The sequence below is a fragment of the Streptomyces sp. NPDC018947 genome (assembly GCF_044390505.1).
Taxonomy (GTDB): Bacteria; Actinomycetota; Actinomycetes; order Streptomycetales; family Streptomycetaceae; genus Streptomyces.
Genome location: NZ_JBIRZD010000002.1, coordinates 472,509 through 496,577 on the forward strand (window position 1 = coordinate 472,509; position 24,069 = coordinate 496,577).

Annotated in this window: 18 protein-coding genes; 6 read left to right on the forward strand and 12 right to left on the reverse strand. The window is 72.5% G+C overall.

Going from position 1 to position 24,069, the window contains the following annotated elements:
- Positions 1 to 218 precede the first annotated feature (218 nt).
- Positions 219 to 1,613, forward strand: coding sequence for a M1 family metallopeptidase (locus ACH499_RS06800; protein WP_399014152.1), 1,395 nt, complete (start codon positions 219 to 221; stop codon positions 1,611 to 1,613).
- 87 nt (positions 1,614 to 1,700) lie between these two features.
- Positions 1,701 to 2,384 (forward strand): alpha/beta fold hydrolase, encoded by a 684-nt coding sequence (locus tag ACH499_RS06805; RefSeq protein WP_399014153.1) that lies wholly within the window; start codon positions 1,701 to 1,703, stop codon positions 2,382 to 2,384.
- Positions 2,385 to 2,616: 232 nt separating this feature from the next.
- Here the strand turns inward: ACH499_RS06805 and ACH499_RS06810 are convergent, their stop codons facing one another.
- Both ACH499_RS06810 and ACH499_RS06815 read right to left on the reverse strand, forming a co-directional pair.
- The gene (locus tag ACH499_RS06810) at positions 2,617 to 4,908 is read right to left on the reverse strand and encodes an FdhF/YdeP family oxidoreductase (protein WP_399014155.1); all 2,292 of its coding nucleotides are present in this window, start codon (positions 4,906 to 4,908) and stop codon (positions 2,617 to 2,619) included.
- A gap of 32 nt (positions 4,909 to 4,940) precedes the next feature.
- A complete protein-coding gene (locus tag ACH499_RS06815; RefSeq protein ID WP_356206523.1) occupies positions 4,941 to 5,453 on the reverse strand; it encodes an SRPBCC family protein in 513 nt (170 codons plus the stop codon).
- A gap of 314 nt (positions 5,454 to 5,767) precedes the next feature.
- Between ACH499_RS06815 and ACH499_RS06820 the strand changes: the two genes are divergently transcribed.
- Entirely contained in the window at positions 5,768 to 6,622 is an 855-nt protein-coding gene (locus ACH499_RS06820) for an alpha/beta hydrolase (RefSeq protein ID WP_356206521.1), read from the forward strand.
- Positions 6,623 to 6,665: 43 nt separating this feature from the next.
- Here ACH499_RS06820 and ACH499_RS06825 read toward each other — a convergent pair whose 3' ends face one another.
- Positions 6,666 to 8,423 (reverse strand): lysyl oxidase family protein, encoded by a 1,758-nt coding sequence (locus tag ACH499_RS06825; protein WP_356205029.1) that lies wholly within the window; start codon positions 8,421 to 8,423, stop codon positions 6,666 to 6,668.
- 229 nt (positions 8,424 to 8,652) lie between these two features.
- Positions 8,653 to 9,708, reverse strand: a complete 1,056-nt coding sequence (locus ACH499_RS06830) for a PucR family transcriptional regulator (RefSeq protein ID WP_399014156.1) — start codon at positions 9,706 to 9,708, stop codon at positions 8,653 to 8,655.
- A 118-nt stretch (positions 9,709 to 9,826) separates the two neighbouring features.
- Here ACH499_RS06830 and ACH499_RS06835 point away from each other — a divergent pair, with 118 nt between their 5' ends.
- Positions 9,827 to 10,723, forward strand: coding sequence for an alpha/beta hydrolase (locus ACH499_RS06835; RefSeq protein WP_356205025.1), 897 nt, complete (start codon positions 9,827 to 9,829; stop codon positions 10,721 to 10,723).
- Positions 10,724 to 10,760: 37 nt separating this feature from the next.
- Here the strand turns inward: ACH499_RS06835 and ACH499_RS06840 are convergent, their stop codons facing one another.
- The 4 genes from ACH499_RS06840 to sigJ all read right to left on the reverse strand — a co-directional run bounded on the left by ACH499_RS06840 (position 10,761) and on the right by sigJ (position 15,193).
- Positions 10,761 to 12,713, reverse strand: coding sequence for an APC family permease (locus ACH499_RS06840; protein WP_399014157.1), 1,953 nt, complete (start codon positions 12,711 to 12,713; stop codon positions 10,761 to 10,763).
- Positions 12,714 to 12,827: 114 nt separating this feature from the next.
- Positions 12,828 to 13,187 (reverse strand): hypothetical protein, encoded by a 360-nt coding sequence (locus ACH499_RS06845; protein WP_356205021.1) that lies wholly within the window; start codon positions 13,185 to 13,187, stop codon positions 12,828 to 12,830.
- A 90-nt stretch (positions 13,188 to 13,277) separates the two neighbouring features.
- A complete protein-coding gene (locus ACH499_RS06850; RefSeq protein WP_399014159.1) occupies positions 13,278 to 14,066 on the reverse strand; it encodes an endonuclease/exonuclease/phosphatase family protein in 789 nt (262 codons plus the stop codon).
- 194 nt (positions 14,067 to 14,260) lie between these two features.
- Complete coding sequence (gene sigJ / locus ACH499_RS06855; protein ID WP_399014160.1) at positions 14,261 to 15,193, reverse strand: RNA polymerase sigma factor SigJ; 933 nt, start codon at positions 15,191 to 15,193, stop codon at positions 14,261 to 14,263.
- 99 nt (positions 15,194 to 15,292) lie between these two features.
- Between sigJ and ACH499_RS06860 the strand changes: the two genes are divergently transcribed.
- Entirely contained in the window at positions 15,293 to 15,655 is a 363-nt protein-coding gene (locus ACH499_RS06860) for a hypothetical protein (RefSeq protein WP_356205015.1), read from the forward strand.
- A gap of 140 nt (positions 15,656 to 15,795) precedes the next feature.
- Here the strand turns inward: ACH499_RS06860 and ACH499_RS06865 are convergent, their stop codons facing one another.
- From ACH499_RS06865 to ACH499_RS06875, 3 genes are all read right to left on the reverse strand, one after another.
- Entirely contained in the window at positions 15,796 to 18,192 is a 2,397-nt protein-coding gene (locus ACH499_RS06865; protein WP_399014161.1) for an ADP-ribosyltransferase domain-containing protein, read from the reverse strand.
- 595 nt (positions 18,193 to 18,787) lie between these two features.
- Complete coding sequence (locus tag ACH499_RS06870; protein ID WP_399014162.1) at positions 18,788 to 18,916, reverse strand: hypothetical protein; 129 nt, start codon at positions 18,914 to 18,916, stop codon at positions 18,788 to 18,790.
- Positions 18,917 to 19,018: 102 nt separating this feature from the next.
- Entirely contained in the window at positions 19,019 to 19,759 is a 741-nt protein-coding gene (locus ACH499_RS06875) for a class I SAM-dependent methyltransferase (protein ID WP_399014163.1), read from the reverse strand.
- A 340-nt stretch (positions 19,760 to 20,099) separates the two neighbouring features.
- Between ACH499_RS06875 and ACH499_RS06880 the strand changes: the two genes are divergently transcribed.
- On the forward strand, positions 20,100 to 22,142 hold the full coding sequence (locus ACH499_RS06880; RefSeq protein ID WP_399014164.1) for a TerD family protein: 2,043 nt from the start codon (positions 20,100 to 20,102) through the stop codon (positions 22,140 to 22,142).
- Between the two features lie 19 nt (positions 22,143 to 22,161).
- Here ACH499_RS06880 and ACH499_RS06885 read toward each other — a convergent pair whose 3' ends face one another.
- Positions 22,162 to 24,066, reverse strand: coding sequence for a DUF2264 domain-containing protein (locus ACH499_RS06885; protein WP_399014165.1), 1,905 nt, complete (start codon positions 24,064 to 24,066; stop codon positions 22,162 to 22,164).
- Between the last annotated feature and the right edge of the window lie 3 nt (positions 24,067 to 24,069).

Sequence of the window (24,069 nt, forward strand, 5' to 3'; positions counted from 1 at the left end):
TAGGGCGCTGGGGGGGCCCGTGGTGGGGACGTGGGTGGTGCGGGGGGGGGGCCCCCCCGCCGCGCCCCCCCCCCCCCCCCCGCCCCGGGCGCCGCCCCCCCCCCCCCCCGGGGCCCGCCCCCCCGCCGCACCTTCCGCACGGCGCCGTCCGCGCGGAAGGTGCTTGGAAAACGTCAAGTCGGCGCTCCCGCAAGCAAGTTGTGGCAGTATCTGCTGCCATGTCGCCGTCAGCCGCGTGGTCGTCCCTGTCCGGTCGTCGTCTGTTCGTCGTGCTGCTGGTCCTGCTCGCAGCGGCCGGCACCCCGGTGGGTGACGCGGGCGCGGCTGTCGCTCCGGGCGCGTCCGGTGCCGCGGCGACGCCCGACCGGGCCCGCTACGACGTGACGCTGCGCTCCGACGCGGACGGCGGCCACTGGACCGGGCACCAGCGGGTGTCGTTCCGCAACGCCTCCGACCGTCCCCTGCGGGAGGTCTACCTGCGGCTGTGGGGCAACGGCGAGGACGGGTGCGGCACTCCCGACGCCCCCTCCCCCGTCGTCGTGTCGCGGGTGCGCGGCGGCACACCGGACCGTCCCACCGTGGACTGCACCGCGCTGCGCATCGCCCTGCCGGAGCCGCTCGGGCGCGGTGAGCGCGCCTCCGTCGCCTTCGACGTCTCCCTCACCGTGCCCGGCCGCAACGCCCGCTTCGGCCGCGAGGGCGACTTCCGCTTCCTCGGCAACGCGCTTCCGGTGCTCGCCGTGCACGACGCGAAGGGCTGGCACCTCGACCCGTACGTGGCGATCGGTGAGAGCTTCTACGCCCTGGCGAGCGACTTCCGGGTCCGTCTCGACCACCCGTCGGCCCTCGAGGTGCCCGCCACCGGCCGCACCCGCACCAGCCCCGGCGCGGCCGGCCGCACGGTCACGCTCAGCACCGCGAACCGGGTGCGGGACTTCGCGTGGGCCGCGGGCCCGTTCCGTACGGCGACGGACACCACGCCCGGGGGCGTGCGCGTGCGGTCGTACTGGGCGCCCGACACCCCCGCCGCGGGCGTGCGCCTCAACCGGAAGGACGCCGTCGCCGCGCTCGACCGGTTCGGCCGGGAGTTCGGCCGCTATCCGTACGGCGAGATCGACCTCGTGATGACCGCCGGGTTCGGCGGCGGCATGGAGTACCCGGGCCTCGTCCTGCTCGGCACCACCGAGGAGGGCGGCGCCACCGTCCACGAGATCGCGCACCAGTGGTGGTACGGCATCGTCGGCAACGACCAGTACGCCTCCCCGTGGCTGGACGAGAGCTTCGCCCAGTACGCCAACGCCCGGTTCTACGGCTGGGAGACCCGCGACTGCTGGTCGGACGTCTACTGGCCGGACGACAGCACCGCCCTGACGGGCTCGATGGCCTACTGGTCGCAGCACCGCGGCGAGTACCACCTCGTCTACACGGCCGGCCCCTGTGCCCTCTCGGACCTGGAACGCACCCTCGGCGCCGGCACCATGGCACGGCTGCTCCGGCAGTACGCCCGGGACCACTGGTACGGCGTCTCCACGACCGCCGGCTTCAAGAGGGCCGCCCAGTCCCTGACGGACCAGGACCTCGGCCCCTTCTGGGAGACCCACCGCATCAGGTGACCCCCGTGTCCCGGCCGGGGCCCGCTGTCAGTGCCCCCCGCTAGTGTCCGGGCGGCCAGATCCGATTCCGCTCCCGGGAGTACCACCGTGGACATCCTGCTCATCGCCGGTCTGTGGCTCGACGGTTCCGCGTGGGACGACGTCGTCCCCGAACTCACCGCACTCGGTCACCGTCCCGTGCCGGTCACCCTCCCCGGCCAGGGAGACGGCGCCGTCTCGCCGACCCTCGACGACCAACGGGCCGCGGTGCTCGCCGCCGTGGACGCGGCATCCGGCAGGCCCCTGGTGGTGGGGCACTCCGCCGCGGCCAGCCTGGCCTGGCTGGCCGCCGACGCGCGACCGGAGAAGGTGGCCAAGGTCGCGCTGATCGGCGGCTTCCCCGCCTCCGACGGGCGGACCTACGCCGACTTCTTCCCGGTCGAGGACGGCGCCATGCCCTTTCCCGGCTGGGCCTCCTTCGAGGGCGCGGACTGTGCCGACCTGGACCAGGAGACCCGGCACCGCCTGGCGTCCGCCGCCGTCCCCGTCCCCGAGGGGGTCGCCAGGGGCGTCGTACGCCTGACCGACGAGCGGCGCTTCGACGTCCCCGTCGTGCTCGTCTGCCCCGAGTTCACCCCGGCCCAGGCCGAGAAGTGGATCGCCGCGGGCGACAGTCCCGAACTCGCCCGCGCCGCCAGCGTCGAGTACATGGACCTCGACTCGGGCCACTGGCCGATGGCCACCCGCCCCCGCGAGCTCGCCCGTCTCCTCGCGGAGGCGGCCGGTTCCTAGGGGCGGTCGCTCGGGCGCCGCGTCGGTACGGGTCGCCGCGGCGCCCCCTCAATGGATCGGCCCGCGCCCCAAGGCCGACCGGTGCGACGCGGGACGGCGGCCGTCCGGCTCGGTGACCCCGTACTCCTCCGCGCGTTCCCGGCCGGCGGGAGGAACGGATGCCGGGCGGCCGCGGGCGGGGCCGACGCCCCGCTCCCGCCCGCCTTTGCGCGACGGCGGCCGACGGCCGGGATCAGCCCGCGCAGGACTCCAGCCGGACCACCAGCCCCTTGGACGTCGGCTGATTGCTGGTCTCGGCGACGCTGTCCAGCGGGACGAGGACCTGGGTCTCCGGGTAGTACGCCGCCGCGCAGCCGCGGCTGGTCGGATAGGGCACCACCTGGAAGCCCTCCGCGCGGCGTTCCGCGCCGTCGGTCCACACGCCGACCAGATCCACCCGCTCGCCTTCGGACAGGCCGAGGTCCGTGATGTCGTCGGGGTTGACCAGGACCACCCGGCGGCTGCCGTGAATGCCCCGGTAGCGGTCGTCGTTGGTGTACGGGACGGTGTTCCACTGGTCGTGCGAGCGCAGCGTCTGGAGCAGCAGATGGCCCTCGGGGGCCTCCAGCATCTGCCAGGCGTTGCAGGTGAACACGGCCTTGCCGGTGGCCGTGCCGAAGACGCCCTCGTTGACCGGGTTGGGCAGCCGGATGCCGCCCGGCCGGACCACCCGCCGGTTGAAGTCGTGCAGTCCCGGCACGACGTTGGCGATCCGGTCGCGCAACGCCCCGTAGTCGGCCTCGAACCCCTCCCACGGGATGTCCGTCCTGCCGTCGAGGGTGCGGCGGGCCAGCCGGCACAGGATGGCGACCTCGCTGAGCAGGAGCCGGGAGGCCGGCTGGAGTCGGCCGCGCGAGACGTGGACCTCGCTCATCGAGTTCTCCACGGTGACGAACTGCTCGCCGCCCGGCTGGAGATCGACCTCGGTGCGTCCCAGGGTCGGCAGGATGAGGGCGGTCTCGCCGCAGACCGTGTGCGACCGGTTGAGCTTCGTGGAGATGTGCGCGGTGAGCCGGCAGCGCCGCATGGCCTCCTCGGTGACGGCGGTGTCCGGCGCTGCCAGGACGAAGTTGCCCGCGACTCCGAGGAAGACCTTGATCCGGCCGTCGCGCATGGCCCTGATCGCGTCGACCGAGTCCAGCCCGTGGCCGCGGGGAGGGTCGAAGCCGAACTCCCGCCGGAGCGCGTCCAGGAAGGAGTCCGGCATCTGCTCCCAGATGCCCATCGTGCGGTCGCCCTGGACGTTGCTGTGCCCGCGCACCGGGCAGGCTCCGGCGCCGACGCGGCCCAGGTTGCCGCGCAGCAGGAGGAAGTTGACGATCTCCCGGATGGTGGGGACGCCGTGCCGGTGCTGGGTCACCCCCATGGCCCAGCAGACGATGACCCGCTTGCTGCGCAGGACCTCGCCGTGCGTCTGCTCGATCTCCTCGCGCGTCAGTCCGGTCGCGGCGAGGACGTCCTCCCAGGCGACGCTCCTCGCGTGGCGGGAGAACTCGTCGAAGCCGCTGGTGCTGGTGCGGATGAAGTCGTGGTCGAGCACGGTACCCGGACGGGCTTCCTCGGCCTCCAGCAGCAGCCGGTTCAGGGCCTGGAACAGGGCGAGGTCGCCGCCGCTGCGGATGTGCAGGAACCGGTCGGCGATCTGCACGCCGCGGCCGATCACCCCCCGCGCCTTCTGCGGGTTCTTGAAGCGCAGCAGCCCCGCCTCCGGAAGCGTGTTGACCGCGACGACGCGGGCGCCGTTGCGCTTGGCCTGCTCCAGCGCCGAGAGCTGCCGGGGGTGGTTGGTCCCGGGGTTCTGCCCCACGAGGAAGATCAGGTCGGCGTGGTGGAGGTCCTCGAGGCTCACCGTGCCCTTGCCGGTGCCCAGCGTCTCGTGCAGGGCGAAGCCGCTGGACTCGTGGCACATGTTGGAGCAGTCGGGCAGGTTGTTGGTGCCGTAGGCCCTGGCGAAGAGCTGGAGGGCGAAGGCGGCTTCGTTGCTGACCCGTCCGGAGGTGTAGAAGACCGCCTCGTCGGGGGACGGCAGCGACTTCAGCTCGTCCGCGAGCAGCCCCAGGGCGTCGTGCCAGCTCACGGGCTCGTAGTGGTCCGAACCGGGGCGCTTGACCATGGGTTCGGTGAGCCGGCCCTGCTGGTTCAGCCACAGGTCGGAGTGCATGCCCAGCTCGGTCACGGAGTGTCTGCGGAAGAAGTCGGCGGTGACGCGCCGGGACGTCGCCTCGTCGTTGATGTGCTTGGCGCCGTTCTCGCAGTACTCGTTGAGGTGCCGGTGGCCCGGTGCGGGGTCCGCCCAGGCGCAGCCGGGGCAGTCGATGCCGCCCACCTGGTTCATGTTCAGCAGCGTCACCCCCGTCCGACGGGCCGACGTCTCCTCCAGGGAGTACTCCAGCGCGTGCGTCACGGCGGGCACGCCCGCCGCCCACGTCCTGGGCGGGGTCACTTCGAGTTCTTCGCGGGGCTCTTCGTTCGGTGGCTTGCGCATCGGGCGGGTCTCTCGCTTTCTGGGACGCGGGGTCAGCCCACCGGCCAGCGGGGAACCCGGCTCCGCGGCGGCTCCGGCTCCAGCGGGCGGACGTGGCCGTTGCGGATGGTGCCCCTCCAGGCGCCGACTTCCTGCCCCAGGCCCTCGATGAACTCCTTGAAGTGCGTCAGCTCGGCTCCCACGACGCGTCGCGTGAGGCCGGTGACGTTGAGGAGGGCGGAGGCGACAGCGCCCCGCCCGATCCGGGCCCGGACCGTGATCATCGTGCGGTCCGGGCCCGAGGACCGGAACGTCACGTCTCCCTCGTGGCGCGAGTCCAGGGTCCGCCACACCAGGCGGGTGTCCGGTTCCTGTTCCAGGATCTCCGCGGCGAACCGGCGCCGTACGGGTCCGATGCCGAGGACCCAGTGGGTGAGGGTGGGGCTGACCTGTTCGACGCCCTTCACCACGGTCATGAACCGGGGAAAGGTCGTGAACTGGGTCCACTGGTTGTAGGCGGTGCGCAGCGGCACCGCGACCTGGATCGTCTGCTGCGTGGTGCTCATGGCCCGCCTGTCCCGCCGTCGCCGGTCGTCGTTCCAGTGTCGGGGTTCGCCGGACGGTGTGCCACACGGGCGGTTCCCGGCCGGCCGCGTCGACCGTCACCCGGAGGTGGGGGCGCTCACCGGTCCGGGCCGCGGTCCTCCCGGCCGGCGACGCGGCCGGCCGGGAGGACCGCGGTACAAGCGGAGCAGCGGAAACCGGTTGCCCGGTGATCTTCCGATGCGTAGGGTTCCCAGGCGTGTCGGGCAGACGTTCGACGCCCTTGCCCCGGGGGACGGCGGTCCCTCGGCCCGTCGGCCAGAGAGCGAGCAGACCCGTGCAACCGACGTTCGTACTGATCCACGGAGCCTTCGCGAACTCCTTCTCCTTCGCGCCCCTCCAGGCCGAACTCGGCCTCCTCGGGCACCGGTCGGTCGCCGTCGACCTCCCCGGGCACGGTTTCGCGGCGACCTATACACGGGCCTACCAGGCACCGCAGGACCTCGAGGGCCTCGCCACCGTGCCGGGCTCCATCAAGGGGGTCACGCTCGCCGACAACGCGGCACACGTGATCGGTGTCCTGGAACGGGCCAAGGAGAACGGCCCGGTGATCCTCGTCGCGCACAGCCGCGGCGGCGTCACGGCCACCGCGGTGGCGAACGCGCGCCCGGACCTCGTCGACCGCGTCGTCTACGTAGCCGCCTGGTGCCCGGTCCGGCTCGACGTCAACGACTACTACGCCGAACCGGAGATGGCCACGGTGGACGCCGCCTCGCTGGGCCTGGCCCTGGCCGGCAACCCGGCCCAGCTCGGCCTGCTGCGCGTCAACTTCCGCACCGCGGCCCCCGACGCCCTCGCGGCGCTCAAGGCGGCGTTCCTCGCGGACGGGACCGACGAGGAGTTCCTGACCTTCCTCAACACCTTCCAGCCCGACGAGAACCTGGACGTCGGCACCTCGGACGACCGGGCGCGGGCGGACACCTGGGGCCGGGTGCCGAAGACGTTCGTGCGCCTGGCCGACGACGCGAGCATGCCGCCCGCCATGCAGGACCGGCTGATCCGAGAGGGCGACGAGCTGACCCCGGACAACCCCTACGACGTCCGTACCCTCGAGGGCAGCCACCTGAAATGGCTGGTCCACCCGGCGCCGGCGGCCCGGGTTCTGGGCGAGCTGGCCGCGCTGCACGCGTAGGGCCGGCGGCCACCGATCGTGGCCGCCGGCCCCGGCACCCGGGTCAGTTGGCGTCGACCAGGTCGTGCGCCGGGACGGTCACCGTCCGCTTGCCCGGCTTGCCGCCGAGCACGATCTTCCGCAGGGCGCTGTTGTTGTTCAGGTCCGTCTCCTTCAGCCGCTTCTCCGGGTTGGCCAGCACCTGGATGTAGTACGTGCCGTTGGGGACGCCGGTGATGTCGAAGGACTGGCCCGGCAGGTCCTGGGTGTAGGTGTCACCGGATCCGACGTCCAGCACCTCGCGGACGGAGATCGAGTTCTCCTGGCCGCAGGCGGTGGCCAGATCGGTGTTGAACGGGTGCCAGTTGGCGTTCTTCACCGTGTAGTCGACCGCGTCGGTGTTGGCCAGGCAGAAGGCCTCCTTGCCGCTGCGCACGGCCACCTTCTTGTCCGCCTTCAGCAGCCGGTAGCTGGCGAAGTCGGTGAAGTGCCAGTGCACATGGCCGGGGCGCGGGTCCCATTCCATGGTGCCGGTCGGGGTGTAGCCGACCTGCTTGCCCTTGGCGTCGTAGAAGTACTGGTAGGCGTCCATCTTGGCCTTGCCGGGCGATCGGAAGCCGTCCACCACGAGCTGTGCGGGTCCGGCGTTCCACACGTTGGCGCTGAAGGCCAGGTAGTCCTTGCCGGGGATGTCCTTCTCGCCGTCGCTGACGACGATGCCGTAGGCCGGCAGCGAGCGCAGGTCGGGCTTGGGGACGTCGGGGACGGAGGGCTGTCCGGCGGGACGCTTCGACAGCGGCTGGAGCGCCGGAGCCCTGCGCGAGCCGTCGGTCTGGCCGCCGGTGTCCCCGACCCGCGCCGAGCGCAGGGCCTGCTCCTTCTTCAGCGCCCAGGGCAGGGCGGGCGGTGCCGCCTTCAGCGGTCCGTGGCCCACGTTGTACGAGGGGCCGGCGCCGCTGGTCACGGGCGCGGCGGCCTGGGCGGGCGTCGGGGCGTGACCGGGCCCGTGGCCCGCGTGCCCGGCCGGTGCCTCGTGGCCGGCCCCGTGCCCGGCGTGCTCACCGGCCGGGGCGGTCCGCGCGGAGCGGGACGCCGAGAGGCCCTCCCCGTCCTCCCAGCTACGTTCCTGCACGGTCACCTTCACGGTGGCCGGCTTGTCGGCGATGCCGAACAGGTCGCGGTACTTCTTCGCGACGCCGATCCTGGCCGTGTAGGTGCCGGCCGCGAGCTTGACCGGCTGGGAGTAGGAACCTCCGTAGGTGTTGGCGGCCCAGCCCTTCTCCACGCCCCACACCGAGCCGAGGGTGAAGGGGTTGGTGGGGCAGCTCTCCGGATACTTCGAGGTGGCGGGCGCGTCGGGGCGTACTCGGCCGCTCGCGTTGTTGGGGCAGAAGTCCTCGGCGCGGCCGAGGACCTTCCTGCCCGCCTTGTCGGTGACCGTGATCTGCGCGAAGCCGGGCAGGCCGGAGAAGTCCTTCACGGTGCCCTTGGGCAGCGTCCTGGTCTTGGCCTTGCCGCCTTCGTACACGGTCTGGGTGACGGTCACCGGGTCCTTGTAGGACTTGCGGGTCACCTTCAGCTCCAGCGGGGTGCCCTCGGCGGTGAGGTAGGTCCCGAGGTCGAGGTAGACGCCCGGATCCTCCTTCCAGGAGGTGAGCGTGATGGAGTTCGTCGCGGCGATGAGGCTCAGTCGGGGCCCGGTCGCGGCCTTCGCGGGCTCCGGCGTGGCGGCCACGAGACCGGCCGTCACGGCCAGCGCCGCGACGGCCGTGGTGCCGGCGAGCAGCGGACGCCGCAGCCGGGTGGTGCGCGTTCTGGTCATCGTTCCCTCGTTCTCCGGGAGTTGTGAGAAGGAGACAGGCGGCGGGCCGTGCGGCCGGTCGGCGAGGACAGCCGCAGGGCCGCCGCGGAGGGGCGTGGTTCCTGTGCCCGCGCTGTGAGAGGAACGGACCGGGGACTCGGTTGTGCGGAGGGGGAAAACGACGGGAGGTTGGCCGGAAGTATCGGTTGTGGGTGTCCATGGCCACCAGGCCGCGAGGACTGCGGTTCCGTCAGCCTGTGGGCGGCCGGCCGGGGCCGGTGAGCAGCCGCCAGGAGGTGAGGGCGAGGTGGGCCCGGAGCAGTCCGGCGGGCTCGGTGAGGGCGAAGCCGAGGGTCTTGCCGATCTGGTCTAGCCGGCGGGCGACGCTGCTGTGGTGCAGGTGGAGGCGTTCGGCGGCGCGGCGCAGGGAGCCGGTCGCGCAGTAGGCGTCCAGCGTCTCCAGGTTCTCCGGGCTGCCCGCCACACGGGTGAGCGCGGCGACGTCCGCGTTGGCCCGGACGACGTCCTCCGGCACCTGGGCGAGCAGTGCCAGTGCGCCCAGGTCCCGGAATGCGACGACCGGCCGGCGTGCGGTGGTGAAGCGCAGGGCGGTACGGGCCTGCTGCCAGGAGCGGTCGGTGCTCCCGTCCGAGCCGATGCCCGCGCGTACACCGTCGGGGAACCGGGTCGGCTCCACGGCCGTGGCCAGCACGACGCCGACGTCGGCCAGGGGCGCGGCCTTGACCGGGCGGGCGGGGCAGATCAGGGTGCCGATCTCGTCCAGGCGCAGCGTGGAGTCGACGGCGACGACGTGGACCGGCAGGCCGGCCGGGAAGCCGAGGAGGCGCAGTGCCCTGGCCCGGGCCGCCTCGTCGCTGCCGGCGCTGATCGCCAGTTCGACCAGGGCGGGGTCGGCCATGGTGGTGCGTGCCGGGCCGTACCGTTCGACGACGGCCGCGGCGGCGATGGCGAGGCGGTCGAGGAGCACCTCGTCGAGGGGGTTCGGCGGGCCGGGGCGTTCCAGCCAGACCGTGCCGATCTCCTCCTCGTCCAGGGTGATCGGCGCCGTGGAGGAGGGGGTTCGCGGCTCCCCGGGCGCCTCCCTGCCGTCGGGTCCGGTCCGGGTGACGCTGCCCGTGCCGTGCAGCCGGATCCCGACGACGCACACCGCGAGGCCGGCGGAGGACCGGGCGAGCGCCGGGAGATCGACCCGCCGGCGCATCAGCGTGTCGTAGAAGGCGACGACACGGATCGCTCCCCGAACGTGCGCGTCCAGGTCCGAGAGCCGTTCGGACAGTGCCTGCATGGGAGGAGCATAGGGCCGCCGGGTGGCGTCCGGCAGGCGCCGACCGGCGCGCAACCCGGCCCGGATCGGCGACGGTCGGCGGATGATGCCGGCACCCGCGGCCGGGAGGATGTCCGGCATGAATCCCGAACTCGAAGCGTTTCTCCCGCTGATCCCGTACACCGATCTGGCCGATCCGGTCGCCGACCGCGCGATGTACGCGGCACGGGCCGCGGCGGCGCCGGCGCCGGACACCACGGGCCTGGAGATCGAGGACCGTACCGTGCCCGCCGATCCGGAGGTGCCGGTGCGGATCTACCGCCCCCGGGACGCGCGGGGTGCCGTCGTCTGGATGCACGGCGGCTCGTGGGTCATGGGTGACGTGGACACCGATCACCCGTGGGCCGCCCGGCTCGCGGCCGCCTCCGGGGCGGTGGTCATCTCGGTGGGGTACCGGCTCGCCCCCGAGCACCCGTTCCCGGCCGCCTTCGACGACTCCTACGCCGTACTGGTCTGGGCCGCCGGGAACGCCGCCGAACTGGGCGTCGACCCGGAGCGGATCGCCGTCGGCGGGCACAGCGCCGGCGGGGCCCTCGCCGCCGCGACGGCGCTGCGGGCGCGTGACGAGCGGGGGCCCGCGATCCGGTTCCAGTTGCTCAACCAGCCCGGACTGGACGACCGGCCGGAGACGTGGACGAAGGGCGCCCTGGTGGAGACGCTGGGCGGTGGACACGTGCACGCGGCGGCGGCCTGGCGGCACTGCCTGGGTGCCGCGACCGCCACGCCCTACGCGGCGCCGGCCAGGGCCACCGATCTGTCCGGCCTGCCGCCGGCGTTCATCGCCAGTGCGGAGTACTGCCCGTACCGCGACGTGGACATCACCTACGCGCTGCGGCTGCTGCGGGCGGGGGTCTCCGTCGAGCTGCACCAGTGGCCGGGCACCTTCCACGGGTCTCTGGCGATCATGTCCGCCGAGGTCTCGCAGCGCCAGCTCGCGGAACTGGGCGCCGTACTGCGGCGTGCGCTGGCCGATTGAGCGGACGGCGGCGACGGAAGCGCGACTTCGGCGGCCGTCAGTCCAGCCGTGGCGCCTCGCCCGCCTCCAGGCTGCGCAGGGCGCGGGTGGCGTCGTAGGGGAGGATCGTCACCGCGACGTGGGGCAGTTGGCCCAGCGTCCTCGCCATCGTCTCGCCGGTGCCCCGGTGGAGCAGTTTGCCGAGCACGTTGCTGTACATCCGCCGGGGCACGAGCACCGTCAGCGACGTCTCCTCGTCGCGCGTGGTGCGCGCGGCCAGCTCGCGCATGGCGTGGCGCAGCCTGCGGTCCGGGCATTCCACCAGCTCCAGCGCCACGGACGTCGCGGACGTCGACTCCCAGGCGGCGGACAGCCGGCGCGCGTGGGTCTCGTCGATGGCGAAGTGCACGGCCCGGATCCGGTCCGGCCGCAGCTCGTGCGCGTACCGCAGGGCCTTCAGCGTGGCCAGGTCGAGCGTGTCGACGAGGACGAACACCTCGCGGCGGCGCGCCCTGGGCCGGTCCGCGCCCGAGGGCAGCCGCTCCAGCGCGGCGGCCTCGTGCCGGTACTCGCGGTTGATCCGCACCAGGGCCCACACGCCGAGCGGGAAGACCACCACGACCAGCCAGGCGCCCTCGGTGAACTTGGTGACGGCGAAGATCAGCACCACGGCGGCGGAGATGCCCGCCGCGAGCGCGTTGACCGTGATCTTCAGTCGGCGCAGCGGCTCCTGCCTGCGCAGGTGGTACGCGGTGAGTCCGGCACCCGCCATGGTGAAGGCGGTGAACACGCCGATCGCGTACAGGGCCACGAGCCGGTCGACGCTGGCGCCCGTGACGAGCAGCAGGGCCAGCGACACGACGGTGAGCGCGATGATGCCGTTGGAGAACGCCAGCCGGTGCCCGCGGCGCGTCAGGAGCCTCGGCAGGAAGCGGTCCTGTGCGACGAAGCTGGCGAGGAAGGGGAAGCCGGTGAAGGGGGTGTTGGCACCGGTGTAGAGGACCAGCGCGGTCGCGAGCTGGACGAAGACCAGTCCGGCCGTCCCCCACGGCCCCTGTCCGAAGGCGAGGCGGGCCTCCTGCGCGATGACGGTCGGGGTGCCGTCGGTGTACGGGACGGCGTGGGTGTAGTGCGCGAGCGTGGAGACGCCCAGGACCAGGACGGCGAGTACGCAGCTCATGGCGACGAGGGTGCGCCGGGCGTTGCGGCCCTGGGGGCTGCGGAAGGTGGAGATGCCGTTCGAGATCGCCTCCAGCCCGGTGAGGGAGGAGCCGCCGTTGGCGAAGGAGCGCAGCACGATGAAGAGGGAGGCGCCGTAGAGCCATCCGTCGCCCGGCGTGCCGAGCGGGACGACTCCGGGGGCCTCCAGGTCGGCGCGCGGCAGTTCGCCCGTGAGGCCGCGTACGGCGGCGACGAGGAGGACGAGTCCGACGGCGGCCATGAAGAGGTAGGCGGGCAGCGCGAACATCCGGCCCGCCTCGCGCACTCCGCGCAGGTTCCCGTACGCGAGCAGGGCGATCACCGCGACGGAGACCGGCACCTGGAGGTGGTCGAGGCCGGTCCAACCGTTGCCGGCGAGGTGGGCGAGCGAGATCAGCGCGTTGGTGCCGGCCGAGACCTGGACGGCGACGGTGACGATGTAGTCGACGAGCAGGGCCACGGCGGCGACCTGCGCCACGTCCGGACCGAAGTTCTCGCGGGCGACGACGTAGGAGCCGCCGGCGCGGGTGTAGAGGGTGACGACGTCGCTGTAGCAGAGCGTCAGGAGCAGCAGGACCAGGAGGATGGCCCCGGTCACCGGCAGGACGAGGGTGAAGGCGGCGGTCCCGACAGCGGGTACGAGGACGCGGAGGATCTGCTCGGAACCGTAGGCCGACGAACTGATGCAGTCGGAGGCGAGCACGCCGAGCGCCGTCCGGTTGCCCAGTTTCTCCCGGCTGACGCGCTCGGTGGTGAGCGGCTTGCCCAGAAGACGTCGCTTCACTCGGTACATCGGCCGGTCGAGGGTCATGCCCCATCAGTAACCGGCAACCGTTCGGGGACGGAGCAGGCGCCCCCGGCAGGCACCCGTACGCCCGCGTCGTGAGCGCGGCGCCGCCCCGCTCGGGCGGCGCCGCGGCGGCGGTCAGTTGTCGGAGTAGCTGAAGTCGCCCACGGTCCAGGCGGTGACGTCCTCGATCGCCACGCGGTACATCCCGCCGGTCTCCGGGATGCCCATGGTGCCCTGGAGGATCCGGGCGACGTGGAAGTGCAGGTGGGTGGGCGGCCCGTCCTTCTTCGAGGGAGCGTCGAAGACGGCGGAGAACTCGCTCAGCCGGTCGGAGGCCGTCAGTACTTCGGACACCCTCTGCCGCCACACGGCTTCGGGGGCCAGGCGGCCGGTGATGACCGCACCGCCCGCGACCACGGTGAGGGACATCTGACTGCTCCGCCCGGACTCCACGAGGGCGGCGAGGTCAACGATCAGCTCGTCAGGCTTCGACATGAGACGGGATTCTATGCACCGCGGGCACCGCCACGGTGCGCGTCCCGGAACCTGGACGCGCGGTGCGGCGGACCGGGGCGCGGGCCGCGGTCAGCGCGTCACGGCCAGGTCGGCGCGCAGCAGGTGGTGGTCCGAGAGCGGGGTGGGCCGCACGCGGTGCCCGAGCGGGGTGATGCCGCGCAGGAAGACGTAGTCGAACTTGCTGGCCCAGTCGGTGGTCGCCTCGCAGGAACCGGCCGCCGCGGGCCGGCACCCGGGGTCCGCGTCCGCGGCGAGCGCCTGCACGGGGGCCAGTTCGGGGGCGTCCGGTACGGCGTTGAAGTCGCCGAGGACGACGGCGCGGTCGTGCCGGGCGACCTCCGCGGCGAGTACGGCGGCCTGGTCCGCCCGTATCGCCTCCTGACGGCGTTGCGCGAAGTGGGTGTTGAAGACGCGGACCGGCCGGCCGCCCACGGTGGTGGTGACGGCGACGTACCCGCGGTCCTCGGAGCCGCCGTCGGGGTACTCGGCGGTGACGCGGTCCGACATCGGTGCCGCGGAGAGGATCGCCTGTCCGAAGCCGCCGGGACTCCACGGCCATCCTCCGCAGCGGCCCCTGTTGTGCAGGACCGTGCCGTACGTGACGTGGTAGTCGAGCCCGTAGAGGCCCTTCAGGTAGGCCCGGATCCGCTCGACGTCGCGCACGCAGGCTTCCTGGAGGCCGATGACCTGGGGCGCCTGGGCCGCGATCTCCGCGGCCCGGTCGACGTTGCTCGCGTCGCAGGGGTTGCAGATGTTCCACGTCATGACCCGGTTCGGCACGGCTTCCCTGGGCGACTGGACGGGCAGCGACCCGACGAGGATGTCCCCGGTCGGCGCGCTGGGGCCGACGAGCGTCATGCAGGCCACAACCACGGCGGCCGCCGTCAACCGCGCGCTCCTCGCGAGCACATCGCCTCCCCCGTACCGGCCGGACACCCCTGGCGGCAGGGTACGGCACCGCCGTGCGGCTCCCCTCGCCGCACTCGGCGCTCAGCGGTGGGCACCACGTGGCGCTCCGACGCGCACGGGGCCACGGACGCCGCCCCGCGTCCCTACTCCCCCGGCGGGCTCCCGTACGCGCCCAACGGTCCGTGGCCGTCCCGCGTCCACGGCCTCAGCTTCTCCGGGTTCCGGACGGCCCAGATCCGCGTCACGCGCCCCCCTGCGACGTCGAACGCCGCCACGGTCATGACGGCCCCCGCGCGCCGGGCCACGAGGCCCGGCGCACCGTTGACCGACCGTTCCAGGAGTTCGAGACCCGGAGCCTTGTCCGCGATGGCGATCATGTACTGGGCGATGCGCGAGGCGCCCTCCACGGGCCGCAGGGCGGCACCGGCCAGCCCGCCCCCGTCGGCGGTCATCACCGCGCCCGGGTCGAGGAGGCCGACGAGCGCCGCGATGTCCTTCGTCTCCCATGCCCTCTTGACGTGCCGCACCGCCTCCGCCTGCCCGGGCCCCGTGGCCGGACGGGGTGCCGAGCCCGGCCGCCGCCGGGCGGAGGACGCCAACTGCTTGCAGGCGGCGGGGGTACGGCCGAGGATGCCGGCGATCTCCGCGAACGGGTACCGGAAGACGTCGTGCAGGACGAACGCCACCCGCTCGGCGGGCGTCATCGACTCCAGGACGACGAGGAAGGCCATGGTCACCGACTCGTCCAGGACCATCAGGTCGGCGGGGTCGGTGCCGTGGACCGCCCCACCGCGGTCGGGCAGCGGTTCGGGCAGCCACGCGCCGACATAGCGTTCGCGGCGGGCCCGCGCCGAGACGAGCACGTCCAGGCAGACGCGGCCGGTCACCGTCGTCAGCCAGGCGCCCGGCGACACGATCTCCCGCCGCCGGCTCCGCGGCATCGCGTACCAGCGCGCGTAGGCCTCCTGCACGGCGTCCTCCGCCTCGGCCAGGGACCCGAGCAACCGGTAGGCGACGTTGATCAGTTGACGCCGCTCGCCGGGTGTCTCGTCCGTTCCCGCCCCCGCTGCTCCCATGCCCCCGCCGCCCCTCGCCTTACCTTTCGCGGGCCCGCGTCGTCGGACCGGTGAGACCTTACCGACCCACCGCCCACGGGCGGGAAAGGGGACCATGACATGGCCATCCAGGCGACGACCCGGCGCCGCTTCTCGTTCCTGCGGATCACGATCGGTCTGCAGACCCTGACCATCTTCCTGCAAGCGGTCTCCGCCGGACTGCTGCTGACCTCGTCCTACGGAGAGACGCTGCACAGTGCCGGGGCCCGCGTCATGTACGGGGCGTCCATGCTGTACCTGCTCGCGGCGGTGCTGGCGTGGAAGCCGGGCGGCGGTTCGTCCCGCCCCGTCCTGCACGCGTCCGGCTTCCTCGTCCTGGCCTCGGCGCAGGTGGTGCTCGGCATCGCCCACGTCCCCTCGGTCCATCTCCCGCTGGGTGTCCTGATGTTCGGGCTGAGCGTCCTGGCGCTGGCCCGGCGGTGAGCGGCAGCGAACCCCACCTCACCGGGCGCAGCGGCTCGATGCCGTTCCCCCGGCTCACCCGACACGGTCCACGGCGGTGTCTGCGCACTGGAAGGAACGCTCGGATCCCGGCCGGGGCCACCGTGGGACGGGGACGTGCTTCAGGACACCACGGGCGTGCTGTCCGTGATCTCGCTCAGCCGGACCGTGCACAGCCCGCGGGACAAGCTCTTCACCTCCGTCACCTTGAGCTGGGTACCCGGGGTCAGGATGTACTCCTCCTCGCCGGTGAAGGCGGAGAAGCTCTTGATCCCGACGGCCCGGGCAGGCGTCACCTCGAAGAGGGTCCGCTTGCCGCGACTGCCCAGGAACGCCCTGGCCACCTTCAGGTCGGAGGTGCATGAGGAGACACCCCACCAGGTCACCGTCCGGCCCACCGGGTACTGCGCCCGGAGATCCAGCGACACCCCGCGCCACAACGGCTGCGTGTACGCCGGCAGCTCCGAGACCGCCGAGAACAGCAGCCGCAGGTACGGCAGGTAAGGCGTGACCTTGGTGCGGTCGGGGGAGCGCAGAACGCTGTTGAGCTCCCGGTAGAGGGCTGACTCACACGTGTAGAGATGAACTGCGGCGATCGCGTCGGCGGACAGGCCGCCGCCGGCCGCCTGGTCCGCACGCTGCTTGCCGAAGTCGCGGGAGCGCCGGATGTGCCCGGCGAGCCCGGACAGTACCGCGGAGACCGGGGCGACGGCGTCCTGGAAGTCCATCAGCGGGGTGTCGAAGACACCGGTGATCGCGGGCAGGACGAGGCCCTCGTCCTTGACGCTGGTGAGGCGCTCCAGGTACAGCTGGTGCAGGTTCATGGTCGACTCGATGAAAGCGCCCATGCGCGCCGAGACATCCCCGCCGGCACCGCCCACGCCGCCCGCCGGCGCGCTCCACCCCTTGCTGGGCAGCCAGTCGATGCGGTCGGCGCCCAGCGAGGCCAGAGCGTCGTTGACCTGGGCGAAGTGGTCGCCCTCGCAGAAGATGTCACCCTGGGCCGCCGGATTCACGTGGTCGAGATGCCGGACCTCGACGTCCGGGTACTTCTGCTGAAGCCGTAGGACGGCCCGCTTCAGGCTGCGGGCGTGCGCCCCCCACCACGCGAACACGACCCCGCGGTCCTCCTCGGTCGCATCCTGCTTGGCCTTGAGGATCTCCTCGACGATCCGCTCGGCGACCGGCCGCCAGAACGCCGTGTGCTGGTCGGCACCCATCGCCCCGTCGCCGCTCGCGGTCAAAGAGGCGTTCAGCAAAAGCACACCCTGCGTCAGCATCGCCTGGAACCACTCCGGCGGCTGGACCGTGTCCCGCTCCTTGAGCAGTGCCCGCACGTCGGCGATCGGGGTCTTCTTGGCGATGCCGTACTTCCACATCGCCGCCGCCTTGATGAGGCACCGGATGCTGACGACCCGGCCGAACTGACTGTCCTTCCAGTCGCTGAAGGTGTTGTCGAACATGGCTATGCCGGTGGCGCTCTCCGGCCGCGGGTACGGGTTCTGACCGAAGACCACGACCTTCCACTTGTGCGGCGGGTTCGGCTTGAGCGCCTGGAACGTCAGCTCGCGGACCGGGACCACCTCGTGACTGCGGTCCTTCCCGATGAACCGTGCGGCGTCCGGCTGCGCCTCGATGACCGGCTTCAGCAGGGGCAGCCATGCCTCGCCGCCGTCGAAGAGCTCGGTCAGGGCGAGGGGATCGTTCGTATCGGGAAGGGGCTGCGGCGGATGGACCGGAGCCGGGACGCCGGTCGTCGATCCGGTCACGACGGAGCCGCTTTCGCTCGTCTTGGCAGAAGGAGAGGAGGGGGCGGCACAGGGAGCGGCAGCGGCGGTTTCGGCCGGCGCGGGCGTGACGGCCGGCGGCGGCACGATGCGCACCCGCTGGTCGACCGGCGCGTTCTCGATCCCGTCGAGCTGGGAGACGATCGTGGACCGGAGCTCGTCGTCGTCCTCGAACCAGTGGTCGTGGAAGAGCGTGTAGCCGGTCCACATCAGATTGGCGCACACCCGGGCCGGCACCTGGCCGGTCCGCGCTCCCATCCCGACCAGCGCCACGGACCGGATACTGCCCGGCTTCGTCCGGTTCTGCCGGTGGACGGCTTGGAAAGCCGCGGCGCAGGCCAGCGCCACGTTCATCGTGGCGCTCACGTTCTGCGAGGACCGCACCATCGTCGGCGTCGATATCAGGTACCGGGGGACGGTCGCGCCCGACGGCACGCAGACCGCGCTGCCCACCGGCATGGGTCCGGCGAACCGATCGCGGATCGCCCGCTGGACGCGCACCTGGATGCCGGACCCGAGGTACCGCTTGATCACGGCGTCGACCCCGCCATCCATCCGGCCCCGGGAGTTCGTGGGGGTGACCCAGGCATCGACGTCCTCGTCGAGGATCGAGCCCTGGTGGATCTCGATGCCAGGTGTGTCGGCGAACGCGGCGCGCCACGCCTCCACCACACGCTCGTTGACGTCCGTCAGCACTACCCTGAGCGCGGGCGGCACACTGCTCTCGGTCATCGTCCACTCCTGTCGTGCAACAGCGGTTCCAAGACCACGAACGTAGCGCTCACCACTGACAACGCGTCCCCGACGAAGCTCCTTTGGCCTGCCGTCATGCCGCGCCGGTGGTTTGCGTGACCGCGCTGGGCTTGCGGCAGGTCGCTCCGGGCGCGGGCGGGTTCTCGCCGCCGACGCGGTCCCATGGCGAGGGCGTGGAGCGCGGGGCCGAGCCCTCCTTCGGCCGACAGTGGGCGGATCACCGTTCGGGTCCGTTTCGGGCTGCGGCGCGGGACGGGCGTCGAGGAGCCGCACCGTGCCGTCGGCCGAGACGTGCGCCCGGGCGCCGGTCAGGGCCGAGGTGACCAGGACGGCGTCCGAGTCGGGCGGTTCGGTGACGGGGAACAGAGGGCGGGTGCCGCCCGGCACGGGCACGCTCTGACAGCGCCGCCCGGCCGAGGTCGGCCGGCAGCCGCCGCTCGGGCGTGAGCACGGCCCAGGAGAGCCGCTCGCGCAGCCACGCGGGCCGCTTGTCGGCGTCGCGCGGGAACCGTCACAGGTCCCGCGCGTAGGCCTCGGGGCCGAGGGTGGCAGGAACCGCGGCTCGCTGTCGTAGTCAGCCGTTCACCACGAACGCGGCGAACCGGATGGGGTCCCACTCGCCCGGGGCCGCCGCCACGAGCTCGCGCGCCGGCGTCCCGGTCAGCCGGTCCCGGGCGGGCATCGCCGGTCCGCTCCCGCTCATGGCCCCTCCGTCCGCCGGACGGCTCCGGCCGGGGACGACAGCGTAGGCCCTCGTCCCCGCCGCCGGGTCACGGCGTCCGGTGCGAGCGGTGCCGGTGGGTGGTCAGGCGCGGCAGCGCAGCATCTCCAGCGGCGGGTTGGCGTGGAAGTCCGACCAGTGGTCGGCACCGAACCGCCGCACCCCGGCCTCCGTCACGGTCAGCGGCACCCAGGTGAGGTCGCTGAACCCGGCGGCGGTCAGGCACTTCTCGTAGACCTCCCGGCGCGGCAGGTTGGCGAGGAACGAGACCGGCGGGTCGAGGAGGGCGGTGGTCCGCACCTGGGGTCCGGTCTCGACCTCTTCCCCGGTCAGCTCGCTGCGGAACCCGTACCTGTCCGGGGGCGGGCCGTCGAAGCGGAAGTCGGGAGACTGGTTGAGCAGGAAGAACTCGCCGCCGGGCTTCAGAGCGCGGTGCACGTTGCGGCACATCCGCTCGGTGGTGGCCATGTCGCTCGCGTAGTTGAGGAGCTGGACCGCCAGGCCGATGTCGAAACGCTCCTCGAACGCGCGCAGTTCGGCCGCGTCGCCCACCTCGTAGCGGATGCCGAGCGGGTCGCTCTCCTCCAACTGCCGTGCGACGGCGACCATCTCCCCGGAGATGTCGATCCCGAGCACCTCGGTGGCGCCGCGCCGCTTGAACTCCCTGCTGTAGAAGCCGGTCCCGGACGCCAGGTCGAGGACCGACTTTCCGCGCACGTCCCCCACCATGCCCAGGAAGCTGGGCACCACCGCGTACTGCTCCAGCGGCAGCGCCTTGAACCCCTCGTAGGCCTCGCCGATCTCGTCGTACTGCTGACCACTCACCGTGCCGCTCTCCCCTGTGCGCGCTACGTCATCACCAGGACCCCGCCGACCGCGAACCGGCCACCGTGCCCTCGGCGGTGAGTCTCCCCGCCCCCTGACGGACGGACGTACTGTCAGAACCCACAAAGATCACCCCACCCCACGGGCCTCCCGTACAGCGGGGGCGGCCGTGCCGCTCGTGAACCTTCCGCGCATCGAACTTCACCGGATCTCCACGCGCACGCTTTGTGCGCATTACAGTTACCCCCGCGCGACTCGTCGTCTCGTGTCGCGCAAGGGGATGATGGCGCGGTGCATTCCGCATGCCCGCGCTGCGCCGTTGGGGGGCTTTGTGCAGGAAATGATCAAGGGGTCGAACGTGGCCCTGTCGGACCTGAGCGACAACGTCGGTTCAGTGATCGTCAGTCTTGGCTGGGTCAGCCCCAGCGGTGAGGGCGACGCGGACGTTTCGGTGCTTCTCCTGGACGAGAACGGCAAGGTCCGCAGCGACGCCGACTTCTACTTCTACAACCACCCGGTGGCCGCCGACGGGAGCGTACAGCTTCTGGGCAAGACACCGACGGCGGACGGCAGCGAGGACCGGATCAGCTTCGACCTGACCGCCGTGCCGTCCGGCATCGAGCGGATCGTCGTGGCCGCGAGCAGGTACGACGGAGCCCGCTTCGGTGAACTGGAGGACGTGAAGATCACGCTGGCCGACGGCGTCGGCGAGAACCTCCTGCGGTTCGCCGTCGATGACGCCGCCTGCGTAACAGCGATGATCTTCGGCGAGCTGTACCGGCGCGGGGACGCCTGGAAGTTCCGTGCCGTGGGTCAGGGCTACGAGACCGGACTCGCGGGGCTGGCCACCGACTTCGGCGTCGACATCGAGGACGACGCGGTCACGGAGCCGGACGGGGCACTCGGCGGCGTCGAAGGCGACGAGCGGGCGGACGCCGCAGGCGCGGCACCGGTCGCGGAACCTGAGCGGGAAGAGACGCCGGTCACCGTGCCCGCTCCCCGACGGCCGGACGGCGAGGTGGGCGAACCGAAGAAGACGGCCGCCCGCCCTCGCACCGCGAAGAAGAAGGTCACCCTCCCCAAGACGGTCAGGAAGACCCTCGCGGAGAACGACTCCTGGAAGCAGGCGCGGCTCTTCCCGGTGTCGGTACTCAAGAGCGACCGGGATCGTGAGATGCGCGCCACCTCGGTGCTGCTGTCGGTGATGGCGCAGGTGCCGGAGTTCAGCAGGCGGCTCACCGCCGGGTTCGGGGCTCCGGCGGGCCGTATGGAGACGTTCACGGAGGTCTCCCTGCCCCACGGCGACAGTCCGCGGCGCCCTGACGGCGTGATCCGCGTGGAGCGGGCCGGCAAGTTGTGGACCGCGCTGGTCGAGACGAAGACAAACGGCAACCCTCTCAAGGCCGATCAGGTCCAGGCCTATATGGACATCGCGGCACGCCGTGGGTACGAAGCCGTGATCACACTGACGAACGACGTCGCGCTCGAAGGCAGCCCACTCGTCGATGTGAAGATCGACAAGCGCCGCAAGCACAAGGTGGCCCTGTGGCACCTGTCCTGGGCCGAAGTCGCCCACCAGGCGCAGATGCTGATCAGGCACGAGGGAGTGGGGAACGCGGCGCATGCCTGGCTCCTCCAGGAACTGCTGCACTACCTCCAGCACGACAACTCCGGCTGCCACGGCTTCCAGAACATGGGCCCCGCCTGGGTCCCCGTACGCAACGGCATTGACGACGAAACCCTCTGCCAGGGCGACGCGAGGGCGCTCGAGGTGGTGGAGAGCTGGGAGCGGCTCATCCGCCAGGTCTGCCTGAGGCTGGGGGGCGAACTCGGGCAGAAGGTGCTGCCCGTCCAGCGCGCCAAGCGCGGGACGGACCCCAAGGAACGCCGCAACCGCCTCGCCGACCAGCTCTGCCTCGACGGACGCCTCCAGGCGGAGCTGCGCATCGACGGCACACCCGGAGTCCTCACGGTCAGCGCCGACCTGCGCACCGGCAAGCTGCGCACGTCCATCGACATCCCGGCGCCTGGGCAGGGCTATCCCCTGAGCTGGGCCAAGCGGCTTGTCCGGCGCCTGTCCGAGGCTCCGGCGGACCTGCACATCGAAACCCTGGTCGACAGTGAGACCGGAGGGCCCCGGGGAACGCTGGAGCGGCTTCGCCCGGAGCCGGCGGACCTGCTGCCCAAGGACAACGGCGCCCGCATCACCGGGTTCCGTCTCTCCCTGTTCAAGGGCATGGGGAGCGGCCGCGGCAACGCCGAGACCGGCTTCATCCGCAGCGTCGACGACGCCGTGCACCGCTTCCACACGACCGTCGTGACCCACCTGGACACTCCGGCGGCGCGCCGGGCACCGACCGGGGAACGCCCGACAGCGGGGTGACACCCGGACGTGACGGCTCTCACACCTCGACCACCGTCCCGTCCAGGAAGCGCAGCGTCACCGTGGGGCTGTGCGGGGTCGTTCGGATCGTGGCCGCCGTGCGGAGGGCCTCGGGGTGGAGGGTGTCGCGGGAGAGGGCCAGCAGGGTGACGTGGGTGCTGGTGCCTCCGGGGTGGCGGGCGAGGTGGAGGTGGGGGGTCGCGGAGTGGGGGCCGAAGGCGTTGGCCTCGAGGTCCCGGGCCACGTCGGCGGTGGTGTCCCAGCCGTGCAGGGCGACGACGGCGCTGCTCAGGCCGTCGGCCGTGCGGGTCAGGGCCCAGCCGGGGCCCGTGCGGGCGGCCGGGGGGTGTGCGTGGGCCACCGTGTGGCCGCCCTCCCGCACCGTCGCTCCTTCCGGCGCCTGGACGCGGTGGACGCGGATCTCCCACGGCCCGTGCAGCACGCTGGTGGTCTCGACGCGGTAGCGGTGGTCGTCGCCCGGGAGGCGTGCCGCGTACCAGGAGGCGGCGATCCCGTCCTCGCAGCGCAGGCGGTGGATCCGGGTGCGCCGCGACGGTGTGCCGCTCGGCGACAGGAGCGCCAGGTGGTTGTCGACGGCCCGCTCCGCCGCGTGCGGGGCGGTCTGCGGGGCCGTGGCGGTCGAGTAGGCGAGCCGGCCGTAGTGCGGGTCCTCGGTGCCTTCGGCCGGGTCGGCTCCTTCGGCCGGGGGCGGCTGGTGGTCGCTGCCGTGGTTGACGAGCCGGACGATCCCGTCGTGCCGGGTGCCGTGCAGCAGCCAGCCCGGCGCCGGGAGGGCTCTGCGGGTGTCGGACTCCTCGACGGGCAGGGGCAGTTCGCGCGCAGTCCAGACCGGGTGGTCCGCGGGCAGCAGCAGTCCGAGGAAGCCCTTGCTCGCCCAGTACGGGGAGGCGGGGCCGGAGTAGGGCTGGGTGGCCGGGAGGAAGGTGTCGTACCAGCCGAGCGTCAGCAGCCCGCGCTCGTCGGGCACGCCCCGCTCCACGAAGTGCCGCAGGGTGCCCGAGGCGAGGCGGCGCGACAGCCCGGGGGCGAGCGGGGTGCAGTCGGCGAGCGCGCCGGCCCACACCGGGGCCAGCGCGGCGAAGCGGTACGCGAGCGAGCGTCCTTGGTGCACGGGCGCGCCGTCCGCGCCGAAGAAGTACGGGTAGTCCTCCAGGAACCTGTGCAGGCGCTCCCGGTGGACCGCCGTCCGGCCCCCGTCGTCGTCCGCGATCCGCGACCACAGGATCGGGTACAGGTGCAGGGCCCAGCCGTTGTAGTAGTCGAAGTTCTGGCCGTCGCCGTCGGTGTACCAGCCGTCGCCGCGGTACCAGTCGTCGATCCGGTCGAGGCCCGACTCGATGTCCCGGCGGCTGTGCGGCGCGCCCACCGAGGCGAGGAACTCCTCGGACACCACCTGGAACAGGCGCCAGTTGTTGTCCCACGTGCGTCCGCCCACGAATCCGGAGAACCAGTCGACGACACGTTCCCGGACGGCGGTGTCGAGGCGGTCCCAGATCCACGGGCGGGTCTCGTGCAGGGCCACCGCGACGGACGCCGCCTCGACCATCTGCTGCGAGCAGTCGGTCAGCGCGGGCCAGGCCTCCGCCCCGGCGCGGTCCGTGCCCGCGGCGAGGCCCGCCGCGTACCGCTCGATGAGCGCCGGGTCGACGGCGCCGCCCGCGCCGGCGATCCGGAAGGCCGCGAGCAGGAAGGACCGGGCGAAGCCTTCGAGTCCGTCCGACACGACACCCGACCAACTGGTGCGGCCCGGCAGCCGGTACTGGGCGAAGCCGGGTGTCGCGTACGGCACGATCGCGTCCAGCATCCGGTCGGCCGCCGCCTCCCAGTGGGCGCGCGTCCAGCCGGTGCGCGGGGACAGGACCCGGTCGGTGGGCGGCAGGTGCAGATGCGGGGCGACGGACATGGT

Excerpts from the sequence above, each read along its gene's own strand:
- ACH499_RS06800 (WP_399014152.1), top strand. The coding sequence starts at position 219 with ATGTCGCCGTCAGCCGCGTGGTCGTCCCTGTCCGGTCGTCGTCTGTTC.
- ACH499_RS06810 (WP_399014155.1), bottom strand. The coding sequence starts at position 4,908 with ATGCGCAAGCCACCGAACGAAGAGCCCCGCGAAGAACTCGAAGTGACC.
- ACH499_RS06815 (WP_356206523.1), bottom strand. The coding sequence starts at position 5,453 with ATGAGCACCACGCAGCAGACGATCCAGGTCGCGGTGCCGCTGCGCACC.
- ACH499_RS06825 (WP_356205029.1), bottom strand. The coding sequence starts at position 8,423 with ATGACCAGAACGCGCACCACCCGGCTGCGGCGTCCGCTGCTCGCCGGC.
- ACH499_RS06830 (WP_399014156.1), bottom strand. The coding sequence starts at position 9,708 with ATGCAGGCACTGTCCGAACGGCTCTCGGACCTGGACGCGCACGTTCGG.
- ACH499_RS06835 (WP_356205025.1), top strand. The coding sequence starts at position 9,827 with ATGAATCCCGAACTCGAAGCGTTTCTCCCGCTGATCCCGTACACCGAT.
- ACH499_RS06840 (WP_399014157.1), bottom strand. The coding sequence starts at position 12,713 with ATGACCCTCGACCGGCCGATGTACCGAGTGAAGCGACGTCTTCTGGGC.
- ACH499_RS06845 (WP_356205021.1), bottom strand. The coding sequence starts at position 13,187 with ATGTCGAAGCCTGACGAGCTGATCGTTGACCTCGCCGCCCTCGTGGAG.
- ACH499_RS06850 (WP_399014159.1), bottom strand. The coding sequence starts at position 14,066 with ATGACGCTCGTCGGCCCCAGCGCGCCGACCGGGGACATCCTCGTCGGG.
- sigJ (WP_399014160.1), bottom strand. The coding sequence starts at position 15,193 with ATGGGAGCAGCGGGGGCGGGAACGGACGAGACACCCGGCGAGCGGCGT.
- ACH499_RS06860 (WP_356205015.1), top strand. The coding sequence starts at position 15,293 with ATGGCCATCCAGGCGACGACCCGGCGCCGCTTCTCGTTCCTGCGGATC.
- ACH499_RS06865 (WP_399014161.1), bottom strand. The coding sequence starts at position 18,192 with ATGACCGAGAGCAGTGTGCCGCCCGCGCTCAGGGTAGTGCTGACGGAC.
- ACH499_RS06870 (WP_399014162.1), bottom strand. The coding sequence starts at position 18,916 with ATGAGCGGGAGCGGACCGGCGATGCCCGCCCGGGACCGGCTGACCGGG.
- ACH499_RS06880 (WP_399014164.1), top strand. The coding sequence starts at position 20,100 with ATGATCAAGGGGTCGAACGTGGCCCTGTCGGACCTGAGCGACAACGTC.
- ACH499_RS06885 (WP_399014165.1), bottom strand. The coding sequence starts at position 24,066 with ATGTCCGTCGCCCCGCATCTGCACCTGCCGCCCACCGACCGGGTCCTG.